The organism is Nitrospirota bacterium, from assembly GCA_026387665.1.
Taxonomy (GTDB): domain Bacteria; phylum Nitrospirota; class Nitrospiria; order Nitrospirales; family Nitrospiraceae; genus Palsa-1315.
This window is the reverse complement of record JAPLLG010000013.1, coordinates 61453-77701: the sequence shown is the minus strand read 5'-3', so window position 1 is coordinate 77701 and position 16249 is coordinate 61453. Positions and strand designations below refer to the sequence as shown.

The window sequence follows — 16249 nt, the reverse complement described above, 5'->3', positions numbered from 1 at the left end:
ATGTTCGCCACCTCTTCTCCAGAGGCTGCGAGAGAGTTTCCGGACTTGCCTTCGAGCGGAGAGTCACGTATGAGTGCAGACTGTGAAACAGCACGACATTCTCATTATCGGAGCAGGCCTCGCAGGGATGAGGGCGGCGGTTGCCGCTCCGTCTGATCTGGACGTGGCCGTGATGTCCAAGGTCCATCCGGTTCGGAGCCATTCCGTGGCAGCGCAGGGGGGCATCAACGCGGCGTTGGGAGAAGACGATTCCTGGGAAGCCCATGCCTTCGATACGGCGAAGGGCGGGCTCTATCTCGGCGATCAGGATGCGATCGAGGCCATGTGCCGCGAAGCCCCTGGGGACATTCTCGAGTTAGAACGGCTGGGCGTCATCTTCAGTCGCGACGAACAGGGCCGTATCGCTCAGCGCCCCTTCGGCGGAGCCGGTTTCCCCCGCACCTGCTACGCGGCAGACCGCACCGGCCACGCCATCCTTCACGCCATGTACGAGCAGCTCCTCAAGCGGCGCATCGCCGTCTATGAAGAATGGTATGTCACCTCCTTGCTCGTGGAAGACGGAGCTTGCCGTGGCGTGGTCGCCTGGGACCTGATCCATGGAGGCTTGCAGACGATCCGGGCGAAAGCCGTCATCTTGGCCACGGGAGGCAGCGGGCGCGTCTTCCTGACGAGCACGAACGCCGTGATCAATACCGGTGACGGGATGGCGCTCGCCTATCGAGCCGGGGCTCCTCTGGCGGACATGGAATTTGTGCAGTTCCATCCCACCACCCTCAAGGGCACCGGCATTCTCATTACCGAAGGGGCTCGCGGAGAGGGAGGCTATCTCCTGAATACGCTGGGCGAACGGTTTATGAAGACCTATGCCCCGCAGCAGATGGAGCTGGCTACCCGTTCCACGGTCTCCTTGGCTATCGGGCAGGAAATCCTCGAAGGCCGCGGGGTCGACGGTTGTGTGTTGTTGGACCTGCGGCACCTTGGACGCCAGCGCATTCTTGAACGGCTTCCTCAGATCAGGGAACTGGCCATTGAGTTTGCCGGACTTGATCCAATCGAGACCCCCATTCCTGTCCGGCCTGGTGCGCATTATCAGATGGGCGGCGTCCGGACCAATCAATGGACCGAAACAGGCATCGCAGGACTTTACGCGGCAGGCGAATGTGCCTGCGTCAGTGTGCATGGCGCGAACCGGCTCGGGGGCAATTCGCTCCTGGAAACGATTGTGTTTGGCCGCCGCGCCGGCATTCGAGCCGGAGAATATGTGCGAACCGTTACATCGCAGCCCCTCACGACAGATCAGCTCAGGATCGAACAGGCTCGCGTTCAGCGGCTGCTAGCACAGGAGGGGTCGATGAAATCCTGGCAGATCAGGGAAGAGCTGGGCCAGACGATGAGCCTCAACTTGGGCCTCGTCAGGACTCAGGAGTCCATGTCCGCCGCGCTCTCGGCCATCGCGGCCTTGACCCATCGAGCCGCCTCCGTCACGTTGCAGGACAGGGGCCTGGTGTTCAATACGGATCTCGTGCAGGCCCTCGAGCTTCAGTGCCTGCTCGATGTCGCGGAGACCATCGTCGCCAGCGCTCTCGCGAGGACAGAAAGTCGCGGGGCCCATTACCGGTCGGACTACCCGGCCCGCGACGATCAACGTTGGTTGGCCCACAGCCTTATCCGACGGACTGACGAGGGCAGGGCCCTGACCCATGAGCCTGTGATGATCACACGTTTTTTGCCGACGTGATGGCAGGCGATTAGTCGGCAGAGGTCTGGTATAATCCCGCAGCGAAAACTATGCGCATTCTAGTCATTGAAGACGAAACGAAAGTCGGCTCTTTTATCAAGCGCGCGCTTGAAGAGGAGAGTTACGCCGTTGATCTTTGCGAGGACGGCGCAAAGGGTCTGGAGCTGGCCTTCGCCACCAACTACGACTTGGTGATCGTCGATTTGATGGTGCCGACGTTACCTGGTCTGGAGATCGTCAAGGGGATCCGCCAGGCGAAGATTCAAACTCCCATCCTGATTCTGACCGCTCAGTCGCAAGTCGACCAGCGGGTCAAGGGCCTTGATGCAGGAGCGGACGATTACCTCACCAAGCCCTTCGCGATCGATGAACTGCTCGCCCGCATTCGCGCCTTGCTGCGCCGCGGCGCCACCGAGAGTCCTGGCGTGCTCCAGATCGACGATCTGCTGCTGAACCCGGCCACACGCGAAGTGACCAGGGGCGGTCAGCGGATCGATCTCACCTTGAAGGAATATGCCCTGCTCGAATATCTGATGCGCCACACGGGCCGTGTCCTGACCAGGCCCATGATCTCCGAGCATGTGTGGAATCAGGACTTCGACACCTTTACCAATGTTATCGATGTCTACGTGAACTACCTTCGCAACAAGATTGACCGGGGCCGCGTCAAGAAACTGATCCACACGGTTCGCGGTAGTGGCTATATGTTAAAGGCCGACTGATGACGCTTCGCGTCCGGCTCACCCTCTGGTACGGCACAGCCCTCGCGCTGATCCTCATTATCTTTTCAACGGTTCTGTATGTGATGACCGCGCGCAGCCTCCGCGACGCGGTCGATCAATCGCTGGAGGAAACCGCCGCTGCCGCCGTGCGGGCCCTGGAAGAGCGCGGGTTCCTCCCCCTCGTCGACGAGGGGGAACTGATGTCGCAGTTCCCCGAGCTGGCGCGCATCGATAAGTTCTTCCAGATCTTCAGTCCCTCCGGCACCATCACCATCCGTTCGCCGAACGTCAAACAACATGAGATGCCGCTGAGTCGGCAGGCCCTGGAAGTCGCCTATTCGGGCCATACCCTATTCGAGTCGGCGAAATATCCCAAGGAACCGCCGCTCCGCCTCATTTCCGTTCCCATCGTCTATCGGGGCAGCCTGCTCTATATCATTCAAGTGGGCACCACGATGGATTCCGTTGAACATACCTTGAACCGCCTGCTACTAGTGCTGCTAGTGAGTATGCCGGTTGCGCTGGCCGTGTCGCTCGCCGGAGGCTGGTTCATGGCAGGCCGAGCCCTTCGTCCGGTCGATGCGATCACGCTGGCAGCCCAACGTATTGCCGAGGGCGACCTCACTCAGCGGCTGACAGCTCCTGCCTCAGCCGACGAAATCGGACGACTGACCAATACGTTCAACAACATGATCGATCGGTTGGAAATTTCTTTCAGGCAGATCCGCCAGTTCAGCAGCGATGCCTCGCATGAGCTGCGTACGCCGCTGACGGTCATGAGGGGGGAAACAGAGCTCGCCTTGCGCCGTCCTCGCGAACCCGAGGACTACAAGGCTGTCATGGAGAGCAACCTGGAAGAAATCGATCGGATGACGCGTATCGTGGATGAGTTGCTCTTTCTCTCCCGGGCCGACATGGGCGAGGTGAAGATGGAGCATCTGCCGGTCCCGTTGGACTCGCTCATTGAAGATGTCCAGCGGCAGGCCTCGCTGCTGGGGCAGGAGCGGGACGTTCAGGTTGTGCTCAGAGCCACCGAGCCGGCCGTGGTATCGGGCGATGAACTGCGCTTGCGCGAACTCTTCCTGAATCTCGCCGATAACGCGATTAAATATTCTCGTCCAGGCGGTACAGTTGAGATGGCCTTGACGATCGAGCAGGGGCAAGCCCGTCTGTCGGTGACCGATCATGGCATTGGGATCGCGCAAGAGGACCAGCCTCAGATCTTCGACCGGTTCTACCGCACCGATAATGCGCGAGCCCATACGAAGAAAGGCACAGGCCTGGGCCTGGCGATTTGCTCCTGGATTGCTGAATCCCACCATGGCCATATCGAGGTCCAGAGCAAGGTTGGCGAAGGTTCGACTTTTACTGTGTGGCTCCCCCTGGTCTCTACTGCTTAGCGACTTCTAATCCCTTCCTAATCCTCCTCTCATTGCCGACTGCTAGGGTAGTTGAAGATTTGCACCTCGTCATCGGTCTTCACCTCGGTTGGTCCATCGCAAGGAGGAAACCATGAGACAGCCTGTTCGTCAGACTATCGGACGTGCCATTGCGGTCGCGGCGTTGAGCGCCCTTCTAATCTGGGGCGGTCAATCGCTTGCTCCGTCCCATGCGTCAAGCCCTGCTGCATCGACAGCGACGCCGGTGGCCTTGACGATGAACGCCGCTCCCTCGAATGGATTTACGGAGGTCGCAAAAGCGGTCACGCCGGCCGTGGTCAACATTACGACCGTGACGGTCGAGAAGGTGGCTGATAGCCGGGGCGGACAGGATGAGTTGCGTGAACGGATGGAGGAGTTTTTTGGAGGACCGGGGGGACCCTTTGGCCCTCGCGGGTTTCGTGGGCCGCAGGGCCCTGGTCCCGGTGAGCCACGGGAACATCGGGGCGGCGGACAGGGTTCCGGCGTTATCGTTTCACAAGACGGATACATTCTGACCAATAACCATGTGATCGAAGGAGCGCGCACCGTCACGATCACGTTACCGGACAAGCGTGAGTTTGCCGGCAAGATTGTGGGGGCCGATCCCAAGACGGATCTGGCCGTCGTGAAGATCGATGGACAGAATCTTCCGACTGTCTCCTGGGGCGATGCCACGAAATTGCAAGTCGGGGAATATGTGTTGGCGGTGGGCAATCCCTTCGGCCTGAACTCCACTGTCACCCTCGGCATTGTGAGCGCATTGGGCAGAGGCCGCATGGGCATCACCCAGTACGAAGACTTCATTCAAACAGACGCGGCGATCAATCCGGGAAATTCCGGCGGCGCCTTGGTCAATACCAAAGGCGAACTGGTGGGGATTAATACGGCGATCTTTTCTCAAACCGGCGGCTATCAAGGAGTAGGCTTCGCCGTGCCGACCAGCATGAGCAAGCCGATCTATGAAAGTTTGGTGAAGAGCGGCAAGGTCGTGCGAGGGTTTCTCGGAGTCTCGATTCAGGATCTCAATCAGGATTTAGCGAAATCGTTCGGCCTCAAAGATGCGAAGGGCGCTCTGATCAGCGACGTGAAGGATGACGGCCCTGCGAGTCAGGCAGGCCTGAGGCAAGGCGATATCATCACGGCCTATCAGGGTGTGCCGGTCGAAGACGCGGTCACGCTTCAGCGGCAGGTGACAAAAACAGCGGTGGGCGCGAAGGTGACGATCCGGGTAATCCGTGAGGGCCACGAGAAGGATCTCACTGTGATAGTCGGTGAACAGCCTGACAGCACAAAGATTGCCAAGGCTGAGACTGGCGAGGCGGACTATGCCTTTGCCGGGGTGGCAGTTCAGGATCTGGATCGGAATACAGCGAAGGAACTCGGGGTCAAGGGGAAGGGCGTTGTGGTGACAGCGGTTGAGCCGGATAGCGGCGCGGAGAAGGCCGGGGTGATGAGGGGGGATGTGATCCGTGAAATCAACCGTCAACCGGTCAAGTCGGTGAAGGAGTTTGAGAAGGTTTCGTCCAGATTGAAAAAGGGCGAGAATGCCTTGATCTTGATCGACCGGCGCGGCAACGCGCTGTTCCTCAGCGCAAAAATCTAGGGATTACAGTAGCGATGGGGCAGCAAGTGCTGCCCCATCTTGCATGTTGCAGGATACTCAAAAAGGCCGTCCAGCAAGGCCGCAGCGAGTGAAGGTCCGAGGCGTACTCGGAGGGTACGTTGAGGGTCTGAACGATGCGAGAACGAAGCTGGCGGACTTTTTCAGTATCCTGCTAATCGAAGACGACGGTTTTTCTGCCATACACCAGCACGCGTCGTTCAACGTGGCGGCGCACAGCGCGGGCCAACACAATTTCCTCCAGGTCCCGGCCCTTCCTCACTAAATCATCGACTGTATCCCGGTGGCCCACCCGCATGACGTCCTGCTCGATGATCGGACCCTCGTCCAGATCTTCCGTGGCATAGTGTGCTGTGGCCCCGATGATTTTCACTCCCCGATCATAGGCCTGCCGATAGGGATTGGCTCCCATGAAGGCCGGCAAAAATGAGTGGTGGATATTGATGACAGGACAGCCGACTTGTGAAAGAAAGTTACCGCTGAGGATCTGCATGTACCGGGCCATAACGACCAGCTCGATGCGATGATCTTTCAGCAGGGAGAGCACTTGCTGCTCCTGCTGGGGCTTGGTTTCCTTGGTCACGGGACAGACGGAGAAGGGAATTTTGAACAGCTCGGCCCAGCTTGCGCAGGTGTCGTGATTGGAAATAATCACGGGGACATCGATGTGCAATTCGTCGCGCCTGTGCCGTTGGAGCAAATCTGCCAGACAGTGATCCTGCTTCGAGACCAACATCGCGACTTTCGTGCGGCGACTGGAAGGGCGAACCTCATAGCGCATCTCGAAGGTTTTCGCGACCGGAGCAAAGGCCGTCGCGATCTCATCGGGCGGAATCTGCAACCCCTCCGTGGCAAACTCCATACGCATCAGAAATTCGTTTGTCTCTTCATCCGTATGGTGTTCCGAGTCGAGGATGTTTCCGCCGAAGTCGTGGATGAAGCCGGAGACCTGGGCCACAATGCCCCGGCGATCTTTGCAGTGAATCAGGAGGACGACAGATTCTTTTCGTGGTGCCATCGTGTGCCTATAGTACTTCCGATGAGAGTAGCCTGTTAACACGCAGGGTGGCCAGGAGGAGCCCTCTACTGCGCGCGTCCAACGAGGACTTTCTTAAGCCGCGCGTTGCGCGAGCACAGGGGGGGCTCCTTCTGGCCATCCCGCCCCCTGCTGGCGGTTTTTTTCAGCAGCCCTTTACGTGACGATGTGGCCGACCAGATCGTAGAGCGCTGCATCGGTGATCTCGACCTTGACGATCTCCCCTGCCGAGGCGGATCCGTCATTGATGTAGACGACCCCGTCGATCTCAGGAGCCAGCCCTTCATGGCGCCCTTCCAGCAGCAGCTCCGTTTCCTCTGAAACCCCTTCGACCAAAACCTCCATCACGGAGCCGATCAGGGCCTGGCCCTTGGCTGACGCGATTTCTTCCTGGAGGGCCAGGATTTCATTCCGTCGCTCGTCCATGACCGATCGCTCGACCTTCTCGTCGAGCCCGACGGCCGGGGTATCTTCCTCGTCCGAATATAAAAATACCGCCACCCGATCGAACCCGGCCTCTTCCACGTAGCTTTTCAGTTCTTCGAATTCCTGCTCCGTCTCTCCTGGAAATCCCACGATGAAGGCCGTGCGGAAGGTGACGCCGGGAATGCGCGTCCTGATCCGGTCGACGAGAGACGTAATGGCGGCCCGATCGCCTAACCGGTGCATCCGTTTGAGCATCCGGTCGTTGATGTGCTGCAGGGGCATATCGATATACTTGGTGATCTTTTCTTCTCCGGCATAGAGATCCAGCAGCTCGTCCGAGACCTGTTGCGGATAGAGATAGAAGGGACGGATCCAGTGCAAGTCCTTCACCTTGACCAGCTCGCGAAGCAGTGTGGTGAGGCCTTGGCGCAGGCCAAGATCGACGCCGTAGTTCACCGTATCCTGGGAGATGAGGTTGATTTCTTTCACGCCTTCCGACGCGAGGCGCTTGGCTTCTGCCACGATCGATTCCACCGGGCGGCTTTTCTGTTTGCCCCTCATCAGGGGGATGGCGCAGAAGGCGCAATTGCGATTGCAGCCCTCGGCAATTTTTACATAGGCGCTATGGGACTTCCCGAGACGGAGCCGCGGCGCATCCGCGTCGTAGAGGTAAGGAGGCTCGCTGATCCAGAGCCTCTGTTGCCGTTTCTTCGGTGCCAGGAGGTTTCGGCAGATCTCCGCAATCTTCCCGAACTCGCCGGTTCCTACCACCCCATCCAGTTCCGGTAATTGCTTGAGGAGGTCACCTTGATACCGTTGGGCCAGACAGCCTGCGGCAATCAAGACGCGGCAGGAGCCCGATTCTTTCAACTTACCATGGGCGATGATCGTATCGATCGACTCCTGCTTGGCCTCTTCGATGAAGCCGCAGGTATTGATAATAACGACTTCGGCTTTTTTCGGATCATCGGTCAGGGCAAACCCGCCTGTGACTAAGGTGCCTAACATGATTTCTGAGTCGACCTGGTTCTTCGAACAACCCAGGTTGACGAAACCGATAGTGGTCTTCTTTTTGCTCGGGCGAGCGGGTGTGATTAATCGCGTAGCCATACGAAGCAGTCTACGGGACGGCTGAAAAGCCTGTCAATCAACAGGCCCTTGCAGGTTATCGGCCGATTCCCCTACAGTGGGCAGATGATTCGCACCTTTCAGGGCATCAAACCCACGGTTCCCACTTCCTGCTTTATCGAAGAGACCGGCATCGTCATCGGCGATGTCGTGCTGGGCGATCAATGCAGTGTCTGGTTCCATGCCGTCATTCGCGGGGACGTGCACTATATCCGGATCGGCGACCGGACCAATGTGCAGGACCTCTGCATGTTGCATGTCACCCACGATACCCATCCCCTAATTATCGGCAACGAGGTGACCATTGGCCATGGGGTGATCCTCCACGGCTGCACGATCAAGGATCGCGTGCTGATCGGCATGGGCGCCATCATCATGGACGGAGCGGTGATCGGGGAAGATTCTGTCGTGGGAGCAGGGGCTTTGATCACGGAGGGGGCCGTCGTTCCACCCAAGAGCCTGATCCTTGGCTCGCCGGCGAAGGTCAAGCGATCGGTGACGGCTGAAGAACTCGCCTGGATTAAGGAGTCGGCGGAGAGCTACGTGAAGTACGCAAGCCAGTATATGAACAATACGTCAAAAGCGAAGCCAGGTTTCAAAGTCTAGTACCAGTCAGTCTCCCTCCCCAATGTGAATGAAGCAGATCGGATCTCCCACCAGCGCTGTTTGGTAGTAGCGTTTCCCCACTCGATAGGCCACTCGATGTTGGTGGCACCATTCTGCAATCCAGATGACTTCTTCTGTCGTGGTCGTGACGAGGCCTGGCCTCGCGAGCTTCCCCATGCAGCGCGCCACTAATGCCCGCACAATGCGGCGCTCTTTGTCGAACTTCACGGGATCGAGCGTGAGGGGATTGCCCTGTCCATAGGAGAGAGGCGATAGATTCGGGAATCGCTCAGGATCGTTCAATACGCTGACCATCCAGAGATGATCGAAGCGGCCCTTCGCTTTGGCTGCATCGACCGCATGGAACGTGAGGGGAATTGCGCGGCAGGCACGGTTGAGCGCTATGACCTCGGCTTTCCGGAGATTATGGGGCTCGACCGTCCGGCCCAGTTCCACCGTTTCCACAATCAACGGAGGCAGTTCCGCCACTCCTGCGCCGACATAGAGACTGCGTCCGTTTCGTTTCAGCTTTTTCTTCAACAGGACGGCGACCTTGCTCCCGAGCCGGACGCAGGGGCCCCGCTTCGCTCGCCAGAACTCATCGCCTCCCTCATAGCAGTAGACCGGCCCCAGCGCATCATAGTCGAGCTGGTCGTAGGTCTCGGTCACGAGACGACTGGCTGCAGGGGCCAGTTTCGCGCGGCTCGTGCTCATGGCCGTACTCCCGCAATGCGAATCGCGGTCGCGGTGACCATTGTCGCCACGTTGGAGAGAAATTCGAGATTCAAGGTGTCCATGGTATCGGTCTCACGATGGTAATGAGGATTTCTGAAATTCGCCGTATCGGTCAACATGACGGCTGGATAGTCTGCATCCCAGAAGGAGGCATGGTCGCTGCGTCTGGTATGGGGGATGGCCTCCCCTCTGCCTGGCACGATCAAGGAGAGTGTCTTGAGTCGGGCCTCTTGTTCAAGCTGCGCCACTAAAGACCGTGAGGCTTCGTTGCCTACCATCGCAAGAAAATCTCCCTGAGTCGGCACTGTGATGGGCACGCCTGGCGGCGTCTGCTGTGTGCCCTCCTCGCTCCTGGCGAACCCGACACATTCCAAAATGATCGCGCCGGCCAATTTGCGGCCTTCGCGTTTCAATCGGGCTGCGAAGGCCTGACTTCCCAGCCGATCCTGCTCTTCAAGGCAGAAGGCCACGAGCCAGATGGGTCGCGCGAGGGGCCTCGCTTGTAGACGTGCAGCCACTTCGAGGAGCACCACGAGTCCGCTCGCATTATCATCAGCGCCAGGCGAGCCGGATACGGTGTCGTAGTGGGCTCCGATCAGGAGCGGGGGCAGCTCCGGTCCTTGCCCTGGACGGTCCGGATACTTGGTTGCCACCACATTGCGATAGGTCTTGCCCCAGGCCTGCACGAGCTGGCCGCTGGCGGCCCATCCGCACTTGGCCAACTGCGTCGTCAGATAGTGCGCCGCCTTCCGTAGCGCGCGGGGACTCGTCTCAGGGTGCCGCTCGCCGACGAGGGCGTTGAGATGGCGTTGGATTCTGGGGCGTTGGTTCACCACGACAAGAGACCGATCGGATGAACCGGCTACGAGGTGATCTCGGTCCCGATACCCTTGCGCGTGAACACTTCGAGGAGAATCGCGTGGGGTATGCGGCCGTCGATGATATGGGCCTTGCCGACGCCGCCACCGAGCGCATCCAGGCAGGCATGCACTTTGGGCAACATCCCTTCGCTGATCGTGCCCTTCTTCACCATCCGTTGTGTGTCTTTGCGCGAGACCGTCGAGAGGTGGCGTCCATTCGCATCGCGAATGCCCTTCACGTCGGTCATCATCACCAGTTTTTCCGCTCCCAGCGCCGCGGCCATCGCGCCGGCCACGAGGTCGGCATTGATGTTGTAGGTGTTGCCTTCACGGTCTGTGCCGATCGGCGCGATCACGGGAATGTAATTGTCCTGTTGGAGCTTAAGCACCAGCGTCGGGTCGATGGACTGGACTTCTCCCACCAAGCCGAAATCCACGTCCCCCTCTCCGTCATCCAGATCCTTGTCCAGGCTGGCAGCCCAGGCTTTGGCCGTGAGGGGGCGCGATAGGATGAGCCCGCCGTCTTTGCCGCTCAACCCGACCGCGAGGCCTCCATGGCGATTCAAGAGGTCAACGATTTCCATGTTGATCTTGCCGGCCAAGACCATCTCCACGATTTCCATCGTGGCATCATCCGTGACCCGCACCCCATGGCGAAATTTGGCTTCAATGCCCAAGCGCTGGAGCATCTTGTCGATTTGCGGGCCTCCTCCATGCACGATCACCGGATTGAGGCCCACGTACTTCAAGAGCACGACATCCTGGGCGAAGCGTTCTTTCAGCAGCGTGTCGGTCATGGCGTGGCCGCCATATTTAATCACGATGGTCTTGCCCTTGAACGTGCGAATGTAGGGCAAGGCTTCGATCAGCACGTCCGCTTTCTTGATCAGTTTGTTCATGCGTGGCTCCCGTTGCGAGAAAAGCGCGACCGGCGCGGCGAGCAAGTTCGTGCCGCGTACCCATGTGGCGCATCGATGCCGATGATTCGTTCCCGTCGCATCGCCCCACTATATATCATGGTTTGCCGTCTTTGACGGAACGTAGGGTGGTGGCGCGGCCGGCTCTCGGATGGGTCTTATCGTAGACGGCCAGGAGCTGGTCTGTTGCCAGGTGCGTGTACTTTTGTGTCGTACTCAAGGACACATGCCCCAGCATTTCTTGAATCGATCGCAGATCGGCTCCCTCATCGAGGAGATGGGTGGCAAAGGAATGGCGCAGGGTGTGGGGACTCACGGAGCCTCCTGCCAATCGGTTCGAATAGCTGGCCACGATGCGAGCCACACTCCTGGTCGTCAACCGCCCCCCTCGCAGGTTCAAAAAGACGGGAGCGGACGGCTGCCGATTGATGGCTGATGGCTTTAATGCAGCACGATAGTTGTGGATGGCCGTAAGGGCCACTTCTCCGACCGGTACGATACGTTCCTTCCGGCCTTTCCCTCGCAGATGGACCAGCCCCTCGGACAGACGGAGATCTTCGAGGTTGATCCCCACGAGTTCGCTCACGCGCGCCCCGGTCGAATAGAGCGTTTCCAATAAGGCGCAGTCTCGGAGCGAGGAGTCTGCTTGTCCGGCAGGGAAGTCCATCAGCGCTGCTGCGTCGTCCTTGGTCAAGACACGAGGCAGATGCTTGGGCTGCTTCGGCGTTCTGATGGTTTCGGCCGGGTTCAAGCCTACCTGGCCCGCTCGCTGCAGATAGCGATAGAAGCTGCGAAGGGAGGCGAGCTTCCTGGCGATCGAGGTGCTTTTTTCCTGCTTGCGGTCCAGCCAATACAGGTAGGCTCTGATGGACTCCGTCTTCACCGTAGCGGGATCGAGCTTCGGCAGCCCCGGCTGTTCCGCCTTCATGAAGACATGAAACTGGCGGAGGTCCGAACCGTAGTTGCGCACGGTTTCATGTGACGCATGACGTTCCACTCCCAGGAAGGTCATGAAAGCTCGAATTGCGTCATCCATGCCGTCAGGTCCTCAAGCGCCCGTTGTCCGGTGAGCCGTCGTTTGCTCTCCTTGTCTCTCGTCGGGGTGGCAAGGGGAGGAAAGAGCCCGAAGTTCGTATTCATTGGCTGAAAGTGCCGAGGGTCTGCGGTCGTGATGTACGTTGTGAGACAGCCATGCGCCGTGGTGGGTGGCGGCGTGACCAAGGGCAATCCTGCCAGACCTCGGGCGGCGTTGATGCCGGCCAGCCCTCCCATCGCGGCCGAGTCCGTATAGCCTTCGACGCCGACCAGCTGCCCCGCAAAGAAGAGGGTGCCGCGCGCCTTGAACTGGAGGGTGTTGCGCAGGAGCTGAGGCGAATTGATAAAGGTGTTGCGATGCAGGCTGCCGTAGCGGAGAAACTCCGCCTGCTCCAGGCCGGGAATCATGCGAAACACCCGCTTCTGTTCCCCGTAGGTCAGTTTGGTCTGGAACCCCACGAGGTTGTAGCAGGAGCGATGGGCGTTTTCCGTCCGGAGCTGCACCACCGCATAGGCTCGCTTCCCCGTCTTGGGATTTTCCAGGCCCACCGGCTTCAACGGACCGAACTGCATGGTCTGGCGGCCCCGTTCGGCCATTACCTCAATGGGGATGCAGCCTTCGAAGTAGGCGGCCTTTTCGAATTCTTTGGGCTGCACCTTTTCCGCTGCCAGCAACGCGGCGTAGAAGGCATTGTAGGTCGCTTCATCCATGGGGCAGTTGAGATAATCGTCTCCGCCTTTGCCGTACCGGGAGGCCAGGAATGCGACGTCCATATTGACGGAGTCGGCGTCCACGATCGGAGAGATCGCATCATAAAAATATAAATGTTTCGTATGGGTCAATTGCGCGATGGCCTGAGACAGTTTGTCGGATGTCAGAGGCCCGGTCGCCAGAATGCAGAGACAGTCTGTCGGGATCTCGGCGATCTCCTCGCGCAAAATGCGAATGTTCGGGTGGCTTTCGAGCGCCTGGGTAATCTTGAGTGAGAACAGGTCGCGATCGACGGCCAGGGCCGATCCGGCCGGCACCCGCACTTCGTCTGCCACCTTGATAATGAGCGAGTTGAGCCGGCGCATCTCTTCTTTCAAGATGCCGGGCGCATTCATCGGGTCCGTCGAGCCGAGCGAATTGGAACAGACCAGCTCGGCTAAGCCGCCGGTCTTGTGCGCTTGCGTCGTTTCCTTGGGGCGCATTTCATAGAGCGTGACTTTCGCGCCACGATTGGCGGCCTGCCATGCTGCTTCAGATCCGGCCAGACCGCCGCCGATAATGACAATGTCGTCGCGCATGCGAGTGGAACTCCGTGGGAAAAAGGTGAGCGAAGGGCATTGTAGGAACCGTGTTTTAGCGATGTCAAGGCGACGGCGCGTTGAGAGTGGCCCGGCGGCGCCAGCACGGAAGCGGGTGCGTGCCGATCGGATCGCCCGTGACGCGATCGTTCCCGGTTGATCCGATTTATGACCCCATGCTAGACTTCAAACTCTGTGGGCGATTAGCTCAGGGGTAGAGCGCTTCCTTCACACGGAAGAGGCCACTGGTTCGATACCAGTATCGCCCACCACTTCCCCATCCCCGACCCCCAACTCACGGTTTTCATAAGGGTTGTTGGCGCCGTTCTCATCCTGGACAGAACCAGGGTGGTCGGCTACACTTTATTGTGTTGCGCCATCGTGTGTTGTGAACCCTACCGGACAAGTGAGGTTAACTATGCGGACAACAGCATGCGCCATAGGAATGCTCTTCCTGGTCACTGCGGTCGGCTGCGCCGAAAACCGCCAGCAGCAAGCGTTGGCCGACGCGGAGGGGGGCTATACCGCTCCCGCCAGTATTTACAGTGTCATGGACCCGACATCCTTGGTCTATACCGATGTGGCGGCGGGAGCTGCTCCGAGCGATAACCCCTGGCGTTGGACCGGCTTTGCCTTGCACCCAGCCGGAGTGGCATTGGATTACGCGATCAACAGACCGATTTACTCGCTCACCAGCCGGCTGCCCTATCTCTTCGGGTACACATCCGAAGATGCCATGCTGGATGCGCAGCGTCGATAAGATTTAGAGCAAGACGGTTTTCCGATTCCACGCCCGCTGCTCCTTGGAGAGGCGGGCGTGGTCGTTTGTCGGTTGGTAAAGGCTTTCACGTTTCGTGTATGCTTCCTGGCGTGAGTCGAACACCCTGTGATATGAGAGCGTCTGGTGCCGCGTCCCTTCGGCTGTGGCTGGTCTGTGGGTTGGGGCTAAGCCTCTTGCTGAGCGCCTGCGAAACGGCAGCTCCCAAACCGAACCTCCCACCATCGGAAAGCGATCTATTTCTTCTGAAATCCGCAACTATCTGTGCGGCTAAGTCAGACTTTCTCAAGACCCATCCTGTTTCTGCGCTCAAGACGCAAGCCTGGGGCTCAGGCCAAGAGTTGATGCTGCCTGCCGATCAAAGCCCCTCCCATGGCGATGAATCTTATTTCTTCGATGAAGATGGGCTGTTGGTCGGAGCCCTCTTTACCTTTTCGTCAGGCCTCGACCTGGAGTCTTACCCGGTCCTCCGCCAGACCCTGACGTTGCTGAAGCCTGCATTGGAGTTTTATCTCAACGTGGCGAATCTGTCTTCCAAGACGAGCATGGCGTCGAGTGTCCTCTATGAAACGGGCGATGAGAAATCCACGACGCAATATTTGGTCCTTGGCACGAGCGAGCAGTCGGCATTGCTCCAGGCCTCGATCACGATCGACCCCTACGCGCGATTGTTCTCACCCTATCGACGCGAATTCTTAGAACGGTTGCGCCGTCCAAGCAGTCAGAAGCCTGGGCAACAGCTCGACAGCCAAGGTGCGGAGGACAAGGAACCGTTCCTGTCGCTCCAGCAATTTGCGCGCGGACAAACCGCACAGCTGTCCTACTGCGGGCTCCAGAACTACGATATCGCAGCGAATGCCTATCAGAAAGCGATTGCGAGCGGCTTTACGAGTAAGGTGTGGCAGGCAGAGGTGCATCACAAGCTGGGCCTGGCATGGGAAGGGAAGGGGCAGCACGAGAAGGCCAAGGGGGAGCTGCTGCAGTCGCTGGCCATCAGGCCCAACACTCCGGAAATTTTGAACAACCTCGGCACGGTCTACGGCAAGCTGGGAGAGAAGGCGAACGCGCTGGCCTCCTTCGAGAAGGCCGTCATCCTTCGGCCTAATTACGCCATCGCCCGCTACAACCTGGCCGAAGCCATCGAGTCCACGAACCCCAGGCGCGCCATTCTGGAATACGAGACCTATCTCGCCTTGGTCGAAGGTATCCCAGAGGAAGCCAGTCGGATCGCTCTCGTTAAACAGCGAGTGAAGGCGCTCAAACAGTAATCATTGCGTAAGAGGGTTGCGCTGCACTTCGAATTGGTTCGAGATGGAGCGGCGTAATACGTTTAGCGCCGGCTCTTCTCTTCTTGTTCTTCGAGCGTCTTGCAGTCGATACAGAGGGTGGTGACGGGACGGGCTTTGAGTCGTGGATAGGGAATCTCTTCTTCGCAGCGTTCGCAGATGCCGTAGATGTTCATGTCCATTCGAGCCAGCGCTTCATCGATCTTCTTGACCAACCGTTGCTCGCGCTCGCGAATCCTCATCGAAAAGTGCTGTTCGGCCTCCGCCGACGCCTGATCGCTGACATCAGGGAAGGTCTCCTGACTATTTGAACTGGTCAGGCCCTCGACCACTTCATTCAAAATGGTCCGGCGCTGCTGCTCCAGGTCGCGACGAATCGCGTCGTACTTTCCTTCGACGGCTGCGATTGTGGCGCGGCGTGTGCGAGCGACAGGTTGTGTCGCTGCGGGAGCGGATGCAATGCGTTTGGCGGAAGATATTGCTTTCATCTAGCCACCTGCCTGAGGAGTAAAACCATCCTAAGCGAGCGGACTATAACAGGGGTCTGGAGGGGGGTCAATGGGAGGCGTAAGGCCGTCAACTTCGCTCAACCGGCCCTAGCTGGCCCCAGCACCATTCCAGCCATACTTCCCGCATCAACCGAGCTTTTT

General features: G+C 58.8%; 15 protein-coding genes and 1 tRNA gene. 8 read left to right on the top strand and 8 right to left on the bottom strand.

The window, feature by feature from the left end; all coding sequences use genetic code 11:
* Nucleotides 1-82: 82 nt before the first annotated feature.
* The 4 genes from NT179_11090 to NT179_11075 all read left to right on the top strand — a co-directional run bounded on the left by NT179_11090 (nucleotide 83) and on the right by NT179_11075 (nucleotide 5484).
* Nucleotides 83-1738 (top strand): FAD-binding protein, encoded by a 1656-nt coding sequence (locus tag NT179_11090; protein MCX5722552.1) that lies wholly within the window; start codon nucleotides 83-85, stop codon nucleotides 1736-1738.
* Between the two features lie 50 nt (nucleotides 1739-1788).
* Entirely contained in the window at nucleotides 1789-2460 is a 672-nt protein-coding gene (locus NT179_11085; GenBank protein ID MCX5722551.1) for a response regulator transcription factor, read from the top strand.
* A complete protein-coding gene (locus NT179_11080; protein MCX5722550.1) occupies nucleotides 2460-3860 on the top strand; it encodes a heavy metal sensor histidine kinase in 1401 nt (466 codons plus the stop codon). The genes NT179_11085 and NT179_11080 overlap by 1 nt, the downstream gene beginning before the upstream one ends.
* 112 nt (nucleotides 3861-3972) lie before the next feature.
* The gene (locus NT179_11075; protein ID MCX5722549.1) at nucleotides 3973-5484 is read left to right on the top strand and encodes a DegQ family serine endoprotease; all 1512 of its coding nucleotides are present in this window, start codon (nucleotides 3973-3975) and stop codon (nucleotides 5482-5484) included.
* A gap of 172 nt (nucleotides 5485-5656) precedes the next feature.
* On the opposite strand, the gene purU is transcribed toward NT179_11075, so the two are convergent.
* Both purU and rimO read right to left on the bottom strand, forming a co-directional pair.
* On the bottom strand, nucleotides 5657-6520 hold the full coding sequence (gene purU, locus NT179_11070) for a formyltetrahydrofolate deformylase (protein ID MCX5722548.1): 864 nt from the start codon (nucleotides 6518-6520) through the stop codon (nucleotides 5657-5659).
* Between the two features lie 174 nt (nucleotides 6521-6694).
* The gene (gene rimO, locus NT179_11065) at nucleotides 6695-8074 is read right to left on the bottom strand and encodes a 30S ribosomal protein S12 methylthiotransferase RimO (GenBank protein MCX5722547.1); all 1380 of its coding nucleotides are present in this window, start codon (nucleotides 8072-8074) and stop codon (nucleotides 6695-6697) included.
* Nucleotides 8075-8158: 84 nt separating this feature from the next.
* On the opposite strand from rimO, the gene NT179_11060 reads away from it, so the two are divergent.
* Nucleotides 8159-8698 carry a gamma carbonic anhydrase family protein gene (locus NT179_11060; protein ID MCX5722546.1) on the top strand — a complete coding sequence of 180 codons (540 nt, stop codon included), beginning with the start codon at nucleotides 8159-8161 and terminating at the stop codon, nucleotides 8696-8698.
* A gap of 6 nt (nucleotides 8699-8704) precedes the next feature.
* Here NT179_11060 and NT179_11055 read toward each other — a convergent pair whose 3' ends face one another.
* From NT179_11055 to trmFO, 5 genes are all read right to left on the bottom strand, one after another.
* Nucleotides 8705-9412, bottom strand: a complete 708-nt coding sequence (locus tag NT179_11055) for a hypothetical protein (GenBank protein ID MCX5722545.1) — start codon at nucleotides 9410-9412, stop codon at nucleotides 8705-8707.
* Nucleotides 9409-10269, bottom strand: coding sequence for a M20/M25/M40 family metallo-hydrolase (locus tag NT179_11050; protein ID MCX5722544.1), 861 nt, complete (start codon nucleotides 10267-10269; stop codon nucleotides 9409-9411). The genes NT179_11055 and NT179_11050 overlap by 4 nt, the downstream gene beginning before the upstream one ends.
* A 26-nt stretch (nucleotides 10270-10295) precedes the next feature.
* Nucleotides 10296-11192: an acetylglutamate kinase gene (gene argB, locus NT179_11045; GenBank protein MCX5722543.1), complete on the bottom strand. Its 897-nt coding sequence runs from the start codon at nucleotides 11190-11192 to the stop codon at nucleotides 10296-10298.
* A gap of 115 nt (nucleotides 11193-11307) precedes the next feature.
* Nucleotides 11308-12246, bottom strand: a complete 939-nt coding sequence (locus NT179_11040; protein MCX5722542.1) for a tyrosine recombinase XerC — start codon at nucleotides 12244-12246, stop codon at nucleotides 11308-11310.
* Nucleotides 12219-13535 carry a methylenetetrahydrofolate--tRNA-(uracil(54)-C(5))-methyltransferase (FADH(2)-oxidizing) TrmFO gene (trmFO, locus tag NT179_11035; protein ID MCX5722541.1) on the bottom strand — a complete coding sequence of 439 codons (1317 nt, stop codon included), beginning with the start codon at nucleotides 13533-13535 and terminating at the stop codon, nucleotides 12219-12221. The genes NT179_11040 and trmFO overlap by 28 nt, the downstream gene beginning before the upstream one ends.
* Nucleotides 13536-13732: 197 nt before the next feature.
* Between trmFO and NT179_11030 the strand changes: the two genes are divergently transcribed.
* From NT179_11030 to NT179_11020, 3 genes are all read left to right on the top strand, one after another.
* Nucleotides 13733-13807: transfer RNA gene (locus NT179_11030), tRNA-Val, on the top strand.
* A 146-nt stretch (nucleotides 13808-13953) separates the two neighbouring features.
* A complete protein-coding gene (locus tag NT179_11025; protein MCX5722540.1) occupies nucleotides 13954-14295 on the top strand; it encodes a hypothetical protein in 342 nt (113 codons plus the stop codon).
* A 131-nt stretch (nucleotides 14296-14426) separates the two neighbouring features.
* A complete protein-coding gene (locus NT179_11020; protein MCX5722539.1) occupies nucleotides 14427-15581 on the top strand; it encodes a tetratricopeptide repeat protein in 1155 nt (384 codons plus the stop codon).
* A 62-nt stretch (nucleotides 15582-15643) separates the two neighbouring features.
* Here the strand turns inward: NT179_11020 and NT179_11015 are convergent, their stop codons facing one another.
* A complete protein-coding gene (locus tag NT179_11015; protein ID MCX5722538.1) occupies nucleotides 15644-16087 on the bottom strand; it encodes a TraR/DksA C4-type zinc finger protein in 444 nt (147 codons plus the stop codon).
* Nucleotides 16088-16249: the final 162 nt, after the last annotated feature.

What these genes read in the sequence shown, in the direction of transcription:
- NT179_11085 (MCX5722551.1), top strand. Translation starts at nt 1,789, where the DNA reads ATGCGCATTCTAGTCATTGAAGACGAAACGAAAGTCGGCTCTTTTATC.
- NT179_11080 (MCX5722550.1), top strand. Translation starts at nt 2,460, where the DNA reads ATGACGCTTCGCGTCCGGCTCACCCTCTGGTACGGCACAGCCCTCGCG.
- NT179_11075 (MCX5722549.1), top strand. Translation starts at nt 3,973, where the DNA reads ATGAGACAGCCTGTTCGTCAGACTATCGGACGTGCCATTGCGGTCGCG.
- purU (MCX5722548.1), bottom strand. Translation starts at nt 6,520, where the DNA reads ATGGCACCACGAAAAGAATCTGTCGTCCTCCTGATTCACTGCAAAGAT.
- rimO (MCX5722547.1), bottom strand. Translation starts at nt 8,074, where the DNA reads ATGGCTACGCGATTAATCACACCCGCTCGCCCGAGCAAAAAGAAGACC.
- NT179_11060 (MCX5722546.1), top strand. Translation starts at nt 8,159, where the DNA reads ATGATTCGCACCTTTCAGGGCATCAAACCCACGGTTCCCACTTCCTGC.
- NT179_11055 (MCX5722545.1), bottom strand. Translation starts at nt 9,412, where the DNA reads ATGAGCACGAGCCGCGCGAAACTGGCCCCTGCAGCCAGTCGTCTCGTG.
- argB (MCX5722543.1), bottom strand. Translation starts at nt 11,192, where the DNA reads ATGAACAAACTGATCAAGAAAGCGGACGTGCTGATCGAAGCCTTGCCC.
- NT179_11040 (MCX5722542.1), bottom strand. Translation starts at nt 12,246, where the DNA reads ATGGATGACGCAATTCGAGCTTTCATGACCTTCCTGGGAGTGGAACGT.
- trmFO (MCX5722541.1), bottom strand. Translation starts at nt 13,535, where the DNA reads ATGCGCGACGACATTGTCATTATCGGCGGCGGTCTGGCCGGATCTGAA.
- NT179_11025 (MCX5722540.1), top strand. Translation starts at nt 13,954, where the DNA reads ATGCGGACAACAGCATGCGCCATAGGAATGCTCTTCCTGGTCACTGCG.
- NT179_11020 (MCX5722539.1), top strand. Translation starts at nt 14,427, where the DNA reads ATGAGAGCGTCTGGTGCCGCGTCCCTTCGGCTGTGGCTGGTCTGTGGG.
- NT179_11015 (MCX5722538.1), bottom strand. Translation starts at nt 16,087, where the DNA reads ATGAAAGCAATATCTTCCGCCAAACGCATTGCATCCGCTCCCGCAGCG.